This window comes from Caulobacter sp. D5 (genome assembly GCF_003185805.1).
Classification (GTDB): Bacteria; Pseudomonadota; Alphaproteobacteria; order Caulobacterales; family Caulobacteraceae; genus Caulobacter.
In genome coordinates, this window is sequence record NZ_QHJY01000098.1 from 1 (window position 1) to 12,430 (window position 12,430).

Genomic DNA, 12,430 nt, shown 5'->3' on the forward strand with positions numbered 1-12,430 from the left:
CGGCCCCGCCGCCCGCGTGCCGATCATCGCCCTTTCAGCCGACGTCATGCCCCACCAGATCGAACGCTGCCGCCAGGCCGGCATGGTCGACCACGTCGCCAAGCCGATCCAGCGGGACGCGCTGATCACGGCCCTGAACCAGTGGATCGGCCGGGAGAGCGCGGCGGCTTAGGGCCGCCCGTCCCAGGCGACGCTTCGGCTAGCCGCGCTGCAGGAAGCTGACCGGCGGCGCGTAGAAATAGTCGCCCCCCACCAGTTTCACATGGGTCTTGAAGTCGAAGCTGGCCGTCTGGCCCGACCGCTCGTCGTTCCACAGGATCTCGCTGCCGCCCGCCGGGTTCGGCCGCTGCGAGATCACGGCATCACCTCCGGTGCCCGGCTGGGGGAAGTTCGAGTTGTTGGCCCAGGCGGCCTGGGTGAACTCGAACTGCTCCGAAATGTCGGCCATGTAGGCCATGAAGATCAGGCCCACGCCGCCGGTCGGCTTGTCGGAGAAGTCGCCATCGTCGTCGCGCGGCTCGCGCAGACCGTAGGTTATGCCGCGCCGGGCCATGATCCGCCGACGCTCGAAATCGTCGTCGGGGATGGTGCGTGGATTGAGTTTGCGGATGTGGGCGCGCACGGGACAGAGCTTGCCGGCGGCGCCCTGGTAGTTGAAATCGTTGATCGGATTGCCGGCGGTCGGATCGACCCCCAGCGACACGGGGGTTCCGTCCTCGTAGCGACCGACGACCAGGGCGCCGGCGCGCTCGCCGATCGGCTTGGCGAAGGCCTTGTCGAGGAGCTCCTCGCGCTCCTTGAACCCCTTCACGTCCTGCTCGAGCTTGCGGTAGACGAAGTAGCTGCCGGCCGACACCGGCGTGCACGCCGCCGGATCGGCGACGATGAACTGGGATGGCTTGAACGTCGCGTTCCAGTGGGCCTGGCTTTCCTTGGCAAGGTCTTCGGCCAGGAACAGCGGCTGGCTGCGGCCGTCGACATAGCCGAAATGCTCGATGCCTTCACCCTTGGGGTCGCCGCCGCTCTGCTTGCGGCGCTGCGCCAGACCCCGGTCGATCCCCAGTTGAACCGCGCCGCTGCCGTTGATGATGCGCTGCACGGCCAGGGCGCCGGCGGTGACCTTGTCCTCGTCGTCGTCGGCGATCAGGATCATGGCGTCGGGGCTGGCGTGCGCAGGCGCCCAGGGTCCGGTCTGCTCCCAATCGGCGGGAGGCGGATCATTCAGCCCCGCTACCGTGATCCCGCCGCCGAACGTGATTTCCGGCAAGGCCCCGCGCTGTCGCATTCCGCCCTGAAACGCCAGGTCGGCCGGCGTCTGGTCAGCGGGAACCTCCAGCTTTTCATAGGCGCCTCGACTGAGAAAGACGCAGACGATCCGCCCGCCGCTGACGCCCGTGAGCTTGAAAGCCTCGGCGGAGCGCAACTGATCGAGCGCCGAGGTGGTCAGGTAGGACAGCTTTTCGAGCAGGCTTCGGATCGCCCCGGGCTTCATGCCCGCGAAACTCAGGAAGACGTTGGCGGTGAAGTCGCGCCCGTGTCCCTTGAGAATGTTCGCCTGAAGATCGGCGAGGAAAGCGAGAAGGTCCTGATCCTGGTCCCAGTCCTTCCAGACGACAGGACGATCCAGCAGGTCTTTGAGCGTTGGCATGACGGCCCCCGAGTGCGTTGAAGGCTACGCGGACGCAAACACCACTTTAAGAGGATTAAACCATATGTCGCCGCATAGGGCGAGTGGAAACTTGACCATTCGGATCTCCCTTCGCGGGAGGGGCCGCAAGCCCTGGCTCCACGGACGTCGGCGAGCGGCCGCCTGATCGCCGTTGCGACCCGCAAAGCCCTGCGGCGTAAAGGTTCGCCCGCCTTCGTCGGATAGTCGACACTATCAAAAAGCGTTGCGGCATAGCGTCACAGAATGCATTGCTGCCGAAACTGAAACCGCCGTTCGGCGTAAGTTTTCCGTCCGGGGGAACGGGAACAGGATGACGCGAAGCGCCGCCTTACAGGAAACGGGGCGACAGACGACGCTGCTGGTCACGCTGGCGGCGGCCTTCGTCGCGACCCAGCTGTTCAGCGACGCCCTGACCCGCGGCCCCTACGGCATCGCCGCCCTGTGGCCCTGCACCGCCCTGCTGGCCGTCGGCCTGATGGCCCTGGGTCCGCCCCGGCGGCTGATCCTGACGGTGGTGGTCGGGGCGGCCCATGTCGCCATCTGCCTGGCCCTGGGCGATACGCCGGAGCGGGCCCTGATCTTCACCGCCGTCAACCTGGCCGAGGCCTGGGGCGCGCGCGAGGCCGTGCGGCGGGCGTTCGGCGGGCCGCCGCGGGTGCGGACCATGCGCCAGCTGGCCCTGCTGGTGACGGTGATCGCCCCGGTGGTGGCGGTCACGGCCGGGGTCGCGGCCGCCCTTCTGGCCCTGCTGGAGCACCAGCCGTTCCTGGGGGTGTGGCGCGACTGGTTCGTCAGCGGGGCGCTGGGCATGGCGCTGATCGTGCCGGCGGTGCTGGTGCTGATCGACTCCGAGCACCGGCGCACCTTCCACCGCTCGGCCGGCGAGCGGGCGGGCCTCTTCCTGCTGATGGCGGTGCTGACGGCGGCGGTGTTCCACGACACCCGCGCGCCCCTGCCCTTCGTGCTGTTCCCCGCCGCCATCCTCTGCGCCTTCCGGCTGGGTCCGCGCGGGGCGGCCGAGGCGGCCCTGACCATCGCCGCCGTCTCCCTGCCGCTGGGCGTGTGGAACATCTGGCAGGGCCACCTGCTGGCGCCGTGGAACCCGCCGCAGATGACCCGGCTGATCCAGTGCTTCGTCACCGTGGTGTTCGTCACCGCCCTGGCGGCGGGCCTGGCTTTGGCCCAGCAGGAGCGGCTGCGGCGCCTGCTGGTGCGGCGCGAGCAGCTGACCCGCTCGGCCCGGGCCCGGGCCCTCGCCGCGGCCGAGGCCAAGACCGAGTTCCTGGCCACCATGAGCCACGAGATCCGCACGCCGCTGAACTCCATCCTCGGCTTCGCCCAGCTCTTGGCCGGGCGCGAGGACCTGCCGGCCGACGCCCAGCGGCAGGTGGGGATGATCGACACCGCCGGCGCGGCCCTGCTGACCGTGGTCAGCGACATCCTCGACGTCTCGCGGGTGGATTCCGGCCAGGTCGAGTTGCTGCTGCAGCCGGCCTCGGCCAGCGCCGTGCTGCACGACGCGGTCGGCATCGTGCAGTCCGAGGCCGAGGGCAAGAACCTCGCCGTCGAGATCGACGTCGTCGATCCGGTCGAGGGCCTGCACGACCTGGACGCCCTGCGCCTGCGCCAGGTGCTGCTGAACCTGCTCAACAACGCCGTGAAGTTCACCGAGCGCGGCAAGATCGTCGCCCGGCTGGTCATCGAGCCCGGCGAGGTCGAGGACCGCCTGCGCTTCGAGGTGATCGACACCGGGGTGGGCGTGCCGATCGAGGATCAGGCGCGGCTGTTCCAGCGGTTCGTGCAGCTCGACAGCGGCGCCACCCGGGCCTACGGCGGCGCGGGCCTGGGGCTGGCGATCAGCAAGTCACTGGTCGAGCTGATGGGCGGGCGGATCGGGGCCGACAGCGCCCCGGGGCACGGCTCGTGCTTCTGGTTCGAACTGCCGGCCGCCGAGGCCGAACCGCTGGCCGCGCCCACGCCCGAGGCCGCCCGCGATCCCCGGGCCGCGCGGATCCTGCTGGTCGACGACCACCCGATGAACCGCGAGATCGGGGTTGGCCTGCTGCGCCTGGCCGGCTGCCACGTCGAGACCGCCGAGAACGGCCGCCAGGCCCTGGCGGCGGCGGCGCGAGGCCATTTCGACATCATCCTGATGGACATCCACATGCCCGAGATGGACGGCCTGGCCGCCACCCGGGCCATCCGCGGCCTGGAAGGCGAGGCCGGCCGCGTGCCGATCATCGCCATGAGCGCCGACGCCCTGCCCCAGCAGGTGGAACGCTGCTTCGCCGCCGGCATGGTCGACCACATCGCCAAGCCGGTGCAGCGCGAGGTGCTGTACGCGAAGATCGGGCGGTGGCTGGAAGCGGGGCGGTAGGGGGGCCTACTCCCTTACCGTCTTCACGATATTGATGATCGCCACCCCATACCCTTCGGCATAGGGCGTGAAACACCAGACGTTTTCCCTATCTTCAATCTTCGAATAGTCCTCGAGGTCTTCCAAGGCCCCCTTGGCCATAGCCTCGGACGCCTCCCCCAGGAACCTCTCCTCGATCAACAATTTCGCCCAAGATTCAACAGCGCCCGGCACGGTGTCGGACACCACCTGCGCTATATAAATTCCCTCGTCGAATGAAGCTATAAATGTGTACATTTTACTTACCCCTATGCCAATGAGATTCTCCGGATGCGCCAGCTTTTTTCGCCCAATGCTTTACTTCATTTTGAAGCTTCCTAACCGCCTCAGCTTCATCTTTAGTTTTATTCGGCTTTGATCTCAATTTTTCAAGCTGCGCCTTAACTTCTTCATATTTCTTCTTAGCCGCTTCCTTTTTGTCCTGATTAATGTGCTTTCCGCTTCTTCCGGGATTGCTAGTCCTCCCACCGCCATCCCCGCCCGCAGTATTGCTATGACAGTCAGCCGCCCCGCCCCAGGCGCCAGCCGCGGCGGAGGTGCCGAATATGGCCGCACCGCCGGCGGCGCCAGCGACGACGCCGATGCCCCCTGTGACAGGTGTAGCGGGACCGCCAGTCAATACGCCCACACCGACGCCAACGGTACCGCCGTACATGGCCCCGGCGACAGCGCCGCCGCCCATCCCGGCCAGAGCCGCGCTACCGACCGCAGCCGAGCAACCCATGATGTCCGAAGGCGTCGCCCAAGTGGTCAGAGCGGCCGTAACCGGCACGAGAGCGCCGAGCAGGCCGCCGGCGCCGGGCGGGCCAAGGTGCAGGATGTCGAGCGGGCTTATGCAGATAGCGCCGTAGGCGCAGCGCGACGCGGTGACGAAGAAGTCGCTGAAGTCGGCGTTGCCGTCGCAGCCGGCGGTTCCGGCGGTGCACGATGTGCCCGGCACGCCCCACAGGCCGGTGGGATCGGTGTTGTTGATGGGATCGTTGCCGACATAGGCGTACCAGTTCAATCCGTCGCCGTAACCGATCGGGTCCGGCTGCAGAAAGCGCCCCAGGGTCGGAGAATAGACCCGAGCCTTGTAGTGATAGAGGCCCACCTCCGGCAGCCAGGCCTGGCCGGTGTACTGATAACGGCCGAGGTTGGTCGCCGCGGGCGCGCCGTATTCGTCGTAGCCATTGATCCGCTCAACGGCGCCGACGCTGTCGAGGACGGCGACGATGGAACCGCGCTCGTCTGCCGCGTACCAGCGCTTGACGGTCGAACCGCCGGCATATTCGTACCAGACCAGCGGCTCGTCGGAGCCCGCCCCCGGCACGTAGCGGCGCAGAACAGCAGCGCCGGCGTACTCGGCGAGCAGTTGGTCGCCGTCATACAGCATCTTCGTCGTCACCCCGCTCAGGGTGGTTTGGGCCAGGCGCCCCTCGGCGTCGTAGCCGAAGGCGGCGCCCGTAGAACTGCCGGTCAGGCGGTTGGCGGCGTCATAGGCATAGGTCGCAGCGCCGTCGCCCGTCAGGTTGCCGCGCGCGTCGTGGGTGGTGGCCCCGCCCGCGACGCTCGTCACCTGGTCAGACCGTTCGCGCCATAGCTGCGGGAGATTTGAGCGCCGTTGTTCTTGAACGTATAGGCGGCATTGGAGGCCGTGCTGGTCTTGATCTGGCCCGAAGTTCCGTAGGTCCAGCCATAGGTCTGATCGTATCCCGACCCGGCCAGATCGTGCGTCATCGTCGCCAGACGCAGAGCCGAATCGTAGGTGTATTGCGTAACGGCCCCGTCGCCGCGGATCAGCTTCGTGCGCCGGCCGAAGGCGTCGTACTCGTAGCTGGCCAGAAGCGTCGAACCGCTTTCGCGCACAGCCTTCAATCCGCCCAGCGCCTCGTACTCGTAGGTGACGTAGAAGTCGCCCGGCCAGGTGACCCGCGTACGCCGGCCCTGGATGTCGTACTGGTAGCTGACGGTTCCAATAGGACCCGTCTCGCTGATCTGACGCCCCAGAGCATCATAGCTGTAGGTGATCGCCTGACCGGACTGGGAAACGGACGTCGTCCGACCCAGGTTGTCGTAGACGTAACCGGTGTCCGGCAGGCTGCCGGGCGCGTCCTCGAACGTCACGCGGCCGAGATTGTCGTAGGTGAAGCTCGTGACCTGCCCGTCGCGCGACCGCTGCTGCGAGACGCGGCCGGCGGCGTCGTAGGTCGTCTGCTCGTAATCGCTGGCGCTGGCGGCCAGCGCCCCAACAGTGGCGACCGGATAGTAGGTGTATGTCGGCCGATCGAAGCCGTCGTAAGCATAGGTCGTGGTGTTGTTCTTGGCGTCGGTGACGGAGGTCGGCAGACCGCTCGTCGCCAAGACGTATTGCTCGGTCCGGACCTGATCGGCCGTGCCGAAGGCGTTCCATTCCTCCAGCAACTGGCCATTGTCGTCGTAGACGAAGTAGGAGACGCGGTCGGGGCCGTCCGCCCCGGCCACGCCAAGCGAGCACGCCGAAGCAGGCAGGTCGCTGAACTGCGGATAGGAGCCGAACTTCGCCGGGTTCAGGCGCTGGGCCGTGCAGATGAGCTGACCAGCGGAATCGTAGGAGTTCTGGACCAGGGCGGTGATCACGCCATTGACCTCAGCCGCGGTGACGCGCTCGCGACCGGCGGCGTCATAGACGGTGAGCGCTCGCTGCAAGACGTTCATCGCCGCCCAGTCGGCGTCGGAAGTTCCCTCGACCGTGCCCTTGGCCGTGATCAGCGCGCGGCCGTCACCGTCATAGGTGATAGCCGTCGCCGAGCGCTTCTGGACGCCCGCGCCATCCGGATCGGGCCCGATCGCGCCCACCAGACGACGCGCCGCGTCATAGCGATAGGTCGTCACATCGTCCGAACCGGCGGCCGGGCCATCGACGGCGACGAGGTCGCCGACGCTGTTGTAGGTGTTGCTGGAAGTCGCCAGCAGCACGCCATCCCCCGAGCCCTGGCTGCTGGAGCTGCGCGCGGCGTGCGGGCCTGAATAGGCGAAGGAAGACTTGGTTTCCTGGGCGGTCGAGCAGGTGTCGCCGGTGATGCAGCTCGACACGCTGGTGTTGCGCCAGATCGATCCCGATTGAACCAGTTCGCCGGCGCTATTCTTCGCGGAGGTCGGGAACTGGGCGTAAGCATAGCGATCCTGCGGCCGCTTGCCGTCCGCGCCGGCCGGCCGGGTGATCGTCAACACACCGCCGTGAGTGGCGTCGTAGGTGTAGTCGGTCTGAGCGCCCGCGGCGTCCTTGGTCCAGAGCGGCTTGTTGCAGACGATGATGTTACCGCAGCTGGCGTCATAGCCGGCCGTGGTGACGATGTCGGCGAGACCCGACCCCGGCTTGGCGACTTCGCGCCGTTCGATGATATTGCTGCGCGCGTCGTAGGTATAGTTGGTGTAGTTCCCCTCCGGGAGCGTCACACGCGTCGTCCGCCACAGGGAATCGTAGGTGTAGACGGTGGTGTGACCGAGGGCGTCGGTGTCCGACAGAGGCATGGTGGCGGCAAGGTCGGAGACCACCGTGCGCGCGCGCCCCAGCGGATCAACGGAAGTCATCGTGCGCTTGCCGTTGCTTTCGGAATAGCTGTAGGCCCAGGTGCCGATGCCGTCAGATAAGGTGAAGCTGGTGTCGCCGGTGCTTTTCTTGGTCAATGTCCGGCCGCCGAGCGTGGTCAGAACGCCGCTGGCGACCGACCCGGTCTGCCCCAGAGAGTCGGTCGCGGTCTCGTAGGCGTAGCCGTTGTTGGACCACGAAACCGTGGGCCAGGCATTGGCGAAGGTTCCGCAGCTGTCCTGCGCGGGGTCGCAGTAGTCGACCGCCGCGTCGAACATCTTCGCGCTCGTCGGGTAGGCGTAAGCGCCGGAACTCGAGATGGTGTTCGACGCGTAGAAGAAGTGCAACTGATAGCCGAGGCTGCTCGAGATCGCGATGGGACGCGCCTCGAAGACAGTAAACATGCAGGTGCCGAAATAGGTCCCCCCGCAGAAGGTCGCAGTCTTGTAGGTCAGCTTGATCAGTTCACCGCTCGGTCGCTGAATCGAAATCAGGTTCCCCTGATTGCCCTGACGGGGAATGATGCTGCGGGTGTCGTAGGCATACTTGGCGATCGTGCCGTCGCTGCCGGTGTAGGTATAGATTCCGCCCACATTGACGAGAGACGAGCCTTGACCGTTGGCGGCGGCGAACTGCCCGCCGCCCAGCGCGGTGAACTTTTCCGACGCCCCCGCCAGGCTCACGATAATGTCGGTGCTGTTGGCCCCCGTCATGTTGATGGTGCCGAACAGGGTGCCGGCCATGTTCCCGTCGGTCTTTAGATAGGACAGCGACAGGCCGCCAGTATCGGAGCCGATGGACATAGTGGCGCCTGAGCGCGACCAGGTCCCCGAGAGCATATCGACCCCGTTTTCGTCGACCATCGACGCCACTGGCGGCGGCAGGGCGCCATCGTAGGACTCGGCCGTCGCCGCACAGGGAGCTAGCGCGATCGCGGTGAGGACGGCCAGGGCGCTGGCGGCGCGAAACAGGGTGCTACGCATGGAGGCTGCGCTTCCTTTGCAGGACAGGGATGGTGTTAGGGCTTCGGGGAGATCGGCGCGTTCAGCGGGGCGGGCGAGGCCTGGACAGGGAGCACAGGCCGCAGGGCGGCTCCCAAGACGCGACGCAACCGACCATACGCGTATCCCCCGACTCTCAGCCCCACCACCTAGCTATACCATGACGTGATCACCGCATAGTTGCACCACAAGACAAAACCCCGAAAACTCTTCCCGGCCGCCGCCCTTCCCCCTCCCCGCCCGCCCCGCTAACCTCCGCGCCGCACACACCCGGGGGATCCGCCACATGACCGTTTCGCGCCGCGCCGTGACCGCAGCCGGCCTCGCCGCCGCGGTGGCTTCGATGGCCGCCGCCTGTTCGCCTGCGAAGAAGGACGCCGCGCCGGGGCTGACGAAGCTGAAGCTGGCCACCGACTGGCGGGCTCAGGCGGAGCTGGGCGGCTACTACCAGGCGGTGGCGACGGGGGAGTTCGCCAAGCGCGGGCTCGATGTCTCGATCGTTCAGGGCGGTCCCGGGGTGAACGTGCCGCAGCTGCTGGCCACCGGGGCGGTGGACATCGGCGTCGGCTCCAACAGCTTCATCGTGCTGAACCTGGCCAAGGAGAACGTGCCGGTCAAAGCCGTCGCCGCCTATATGGACAAGGACCCGCAGGTGCTGATCGCCCACCCGGGCCAGGGCGTCGCCAGCATCGCCGACATGAAGGGCAGGCCGATCCTGCTGTCGGACGCCTCGGTGACGGCGTTCTGGGTGTGGCTGAAGGCCAAGCACGGCTTCACCGACGCCCAGGTGCGCAAGTACAACTACTCGGTCGCGCCGTTCCTGGCCGACAAGAGCCTGATCCAGCAGGGCTATGCGACCTCGGAGCCCTACCTGATCGAGAAGGCCGGCGGGGAGAAGCCGGCGGTGTTCCTGCTGGCCGACGACGGCTACCCGGCCTACGCCTCGTTCGCCCTGGTGAGCGATGCGATGATCCAGGCCAAGCCCGCCCAGGTGCAGGCGATCAGCGACGCCCTGGCGGCCGGCTGGAAGAGCTATCTCTACGGCGACGCCAAGCCGGGCGACGCCTTGATCCTCAAGGACAACCCCGAAATGACCCAGGACCTGCTCGACCAGGCCCGGGACAAGATGCGCTCCTACGGCATCGTGCCCAAGGACGGGATCGGCGCCATGACCGACGCGCGCTGGGCCGAGTTCTTCCAGGTGGCGGCCGACCAGGGGGTCTACGACAAGGGCCTGGACTACAAGAAGGCCTACAGCCTGGGCTTCCTGCCGAAGTGATCTTTCTCCTCCCCCGCTCGCGGGGGAGGGGGACCCCGAAGGGGTGGAGGGGGCGACCGCCGCACATGCGCTCACCAGTCCTGACGCTGAAACGCGCCCGCCGCCTGCGCCGCGAAATGACCCTGCCCGAGACCATGCTCTGGCAGCGCCTGCGTCGGCGAGGCGAAGGTCCGACCTTCCGTCGCCAGCATCCGGTCGGCGCCTATATCCTCGACTTCTATTGCTCGGCCGCGCGATTGGCGGTGGAGATCGACGGCGCGGGGCATGACACGGCCGATCAGGCGAGGCATGACGCGCGCAGGGACGCGTGGCTCGCGTCGCAGGGGATCGAGGTCATGCGCATCGCCGCCGGCGACTTCTTACGGGATCCGGACGAACTGGCGCTGGGCGTGTGGACGGTGGCAGCCGAGCGCGTGGGCGGGCTGGCCCGGCCGAGGTCTGAGCGGCGGTCACCCCCTCCACCAGCTTCGCTGGTCCCCCTCCCCCGCGATGCGGGGGAGGAGAAGTGAGCGTGAACACCATCGCCGCCCTTTCCGCCGTCGAAGTCGACTACCCGCGCGGCCGCGCCCTTGGCCCCCTCGACCTGGCGCTTTCCGCCGGCGAGGTGGTGGCGCTGGTCGGGCCGTCGGGGTGCGGGAAGTCGACGGCGTTGCGGTTGCTGGCGGGGCTCGAAAACCCGACGCGGGGGAGCGTCGCCCGGGCGGCGGGCAAGGGCGAGACCTCGGTGGTGTTCCAGGCCCCGACCCTGGCGCCGTGGATGAGCGCGGCGGCCAATGTGGCGCTGCCGCTGGAGCTGGCGGGCGTTCCGGCGCGAGAAGCTCGCAGCAAAGCGCGCGAAGCCCTGGCCCAGGTGGGTCTCGACGGCGCGCAGGACGCGCGGCCGGCGCAGCTGTCGGGCGGCATGGCCATGCGGGCTTCGCTGGCCCGGGCCCTGGTCACCGGGCCGCGCCTGCTGCTGCTGGACGAGCCGTTCGCGGCCCTGGACGAGATCACCCGCCGCGCCCTGGCCGACGACGTGCTGGCCCTGTGCGCCGACCTGGCGCCGGCCGTGGTGTTCGTCACCCACAATGTCGAGGAGGCCGTCTACATGGCCGGCCGCGTGGTGGTGCTGACGCCGGGTCCGGGGGTGGTCGCGGGCGAGGTGGTCGTGGACGGGCCGCTGGCGAGGCCGGCGGGGTTTCGGACGACGGCGGCGTTCCGCGAGACGGTGGAGGCGGTGTCCGCGCTGCTCGCGCGGCCCCCTCAGTCGGCTTCGCCGACAGCTCCCCCAGGGGGGGAGCATCTTGAATCCTCCCCCCTTGGGGGAGGTGGCCCGGAGGGCCGGAGGGGGCCTACGCCATGACCCGCCTCCTCGCCCCCGTGCTGTTCGTCGCCTTCCTGCTGGCCGCCTGGGAAGGCGCCTGCCGCCTCCTGCACGTGCCCGCCTACCTGCTGCCGGCCCCGTCGGAGATCGCCAAGGCCCTGGTCGAAGCGGGGCCCCTGCTGGCGCTGAGCGCCTGGGGCACGCTTTCCACCGCGCTGGCCGGGCTGGTCCTCGCCGCCCTCGTCGCCCTGGCCCTGGCGTTCGCCGCGGCCCTGCGGCCGGTGGTCGAGGACGCCTTCCGACCCGTCGCCGCGATCCTGCAGGTGACGCCGGTGATCGCCATCGCGCCGCTGGTGACGATCTGGGCCGGCATCGACCATCCGGGCCGGGCGGTGACGGCGCTGGCGGCGGTGATCGCCTTCTTCCCGATCTATTCGGGCGCCGTGGCGGGCCTGAAGGCCGCCGAACCGGACCTGTCGCGGCTGTTCGACCTCTATGGCGCCAGCGCCTGGCAGCGGCTGACGCGGCTGCGCCTGCCCTCGGCCCTGCCGGCGATCCTGGAGGGGATCAAGGTGGCGGCGGGACTGGCTCTGGTGGGCGCGGTGGCGGCCGAGTTCGTGGCCGGCTCGGGCGCGAGCCAGGGCCTGGCCTGGCGGATGCTGGAAAGCTTCAACCGCCTGCAGACCGCGCGTGGCTTTGCCGCCCTGGCCGTGCTGGCCCTGCTGGGCGTGGCCCTGCACGCGGCCCTGGCGGCGGCCGAGCGGCGGCTGCTGGCGTGGTGGCGGGGGCGGTAGGAGCCGCGCTCTTCCTTCCCCCTCGATGGGGGAAGGGTCGGGGATGGGGGTGATGCGGCGGTTCAGGCAAGCGCGCGACGGCCGACGCCGCAGCCACCCCCACCCAACCCTCCCCCATCGAGGGGGAGGGCTTTTGAAGCTCCACCCAAAATGTCGCACGCCCGACGCTGGAGCCACGCCGTTAGGCGGGGATTAAGCGGCGTCGGCTAAGGGTTGCAGACTGCAATACCCACGTCCGGACCGGCATGCGCCTCGTTCTGCCCCTGCTGCTGCTCGCCAGCGTCGCCCTTCCGGCGCGCGCCGACGACGCACGCGAGAGCCGCTACGGGCCGCGCAGCCAGCGCGTGGAGACCGCCGCCCGCGCCGACTACACCGGTCCGACCCTGAGCTGGGCCGGCAAGGCCGCCGCCCCGGCGCC

At 68.5% G+C, this 12,430-nt stretch carries 8 protein-coding genes and 1 pseudogene; 5 read left to right on the forward strand and 4 right to left on the reverse strand.

Annotation, left to right across the window (positions count from 1 at the left end; translation table 11 throughout):
- Positions 1 to 199 precede the first annotated feature (199 nt).
- Complete coding sequence (locus tag DMC18_RS07405; protein ID WP_110121889.1) at positions 200 to 1,648, reverse strand: hypothetical protein; 1,449 nt, start codon at positions 1,646 to 1,648, stop codon at positions 200 to 202.
- A gap of 331 nt (positions 1,649 to 1,979) precedes the next feature.
- Here DMC18_RS07405 and DMC18_RS07410 point away from each other — a divergent pair, with 331 nt between their 5' ends.
- On the forward strand, positions 1,980 to 4,046 hold the full coding sequence (locus DMC18_RS07410) for an ATP-binding protein (protein ID WP_110121888.1): 2,067 nt from the start codon (positions 1,980 to 1,982) through the stop codon (positions 4,044 to 4,046).
- 6 nt (positions 4,047 to 4,052) lie between these two features.
- Here DMC18_RS07410 and DMC18_RS07415 read toward each other — a convergent pair whose 3' ends face one another.
- From DMC18_RS07415 to DMC18_RS07425, 3 genes are read right to left on the reverse strand one after another with little or no spacing between them, the layout of a single operon-like run.
- Positions 4,053 to 4,271 carry a hypothetical protein gene (locus DMC18_RS07415; RefSeq protein ID WP_146218002.1) on the reverse strand — a complete coding sequence of 73 codons (219 nt, stop codon included), beginning with the start codon at positions 4,269 to 4,271 and terminating at the stop codon, positions 4,053 to 4,055.
- A 52-nt stretch (positions 4,272 to 4,323) separates the two neighbouring features.
- The gene (locus DMC18_RS26525; RefSeq protein ID WP_199232549.1) at positions 4,324 to 5,643 is read right to left on the reverse strand and encodes an RHS repeat-associated core domain-containing protein; all 1,320 of its coding nucleotides are present in this window, start codon (positions 5,641 to 5,643) and stop codon (positions 4,324 to 4,326) included.
- Entirely contained in the window at positions 5,640 to 8,618 is a 2,979-nt protein-coding gene (locus DMC18_RS07425; RefSeq protein WP_110132809.1) for an RHS repeat protein, read from the reverse strand. Before DMC18_RS07425 ends, DMC18_RS26525 begins: the two co-directional genes overlap by 4 nt.
- Before the next feature lie 304 nt (positions 8,619 to 8,922).
- Here DMC18_RS07425 and DMC18_RS07430 point away from each other — a divergent pair, with 304 nt between their 5' ends.
- The 4 genes and pseudogenes from DMC18_RS07430 to DMC18_RS07445 all read left to right on the forward strand — a co-directional run bounded on the left by DMC18_RS07430 (position 8,923) and on the right by DMC18_RS07445 (position 12,012).
- On the forward strand, positions 8,923 to 9,915 hold the full coding sequence (locus DMC18_RS07430; RefSeq protein WP_110121885.1) for an ABC transporter substrate-binding protein: 993 nt from the start codon (positions 8,923 to 8,925) through the stop codon (positions 9,913 to 9,915).
- Positions 9,916 to 9,980: 65 nt separating this feature from the next.
- A complete protein-coding gene (locus DMC18_RS07435; RefSeq protein WP_110132810.1) occupies positions 9,981 to 10,424 on the forward strand; it encodes an endonuclease domain-containing protein in 444 nt (147 codons plus the stop codon).
- A gap of 2 nt (positions 10,425 to 10,426) precedes the next feature.
- A pseudogene (locus tag DMC18_RS07440) lies at positions 10,427 to 11,170 on the forward strand (ABC transporter ATP-binding protein); the annotation flags it as partial.
- An 83-nt stretch (positions 11,171 to 11,253) separates the two neighbouring features.
- Positions 11,254 to 12,012, forward strand: a complete 759-nt coding sequence (locus DMC18_RS07445) for an ABC transporter permease (RefSeq protein WP_110122129.1) — start codon at positions 11,254 to 11,256, stop codon at positions 12,010 to 12,012.
- Positions 12,013 to 12,430: the final 418 nt, after the last annotated feature.

Excerpts from the sequence above, each read along its gene's own strand:
- DMC18_RS07430 (WP_110121885.1), top strand. The coding sequence starts at position 8,923 with ATGACCGTTTCGCGCCGCGCCGTGACCGCAGCCGGCCTCGCCGCCGCG.
- DMC18_RS07435 (WP_110132810.1), top strand. The coding sequence starts at position 9,981 with ATGCGCTCACCAGTCCTGACGCTGAAACGCGCCCGCCGCCTGCGCCGC.
- DMC18_RS07425 (WP_110132809.1), bottom strand. The coding sequence starts at position 8,618 with ATGCGTAGCACCCTGTTTCGCGCCGCCAGCGCCCTGGCCGTCCTCACC.
- DMC18_RS07405 (WP_110121889.1), bottom strand. The coding sequence starts at position 1,648 with ATGCCAACGCTCAAAGACCTGCTGGATCGTCCTGTCGTCTGGAAGGAC.
- DMC18_RS07410 (WP_110121888.1), top strand. The coding sequence starts at position 1,980 with ATGACGCGAAGCGCCGCCTTACAGGAAACGGGGCGACAGACGACGCTG.
- DMC18_RS07445 (WP_110122129.1), top strand. The coding sequence starts at position 11,254 with ATGACCCGCCTCCTCGCCCCCGTGCTGTTCGTCGCCTTCCTGCTGGCC.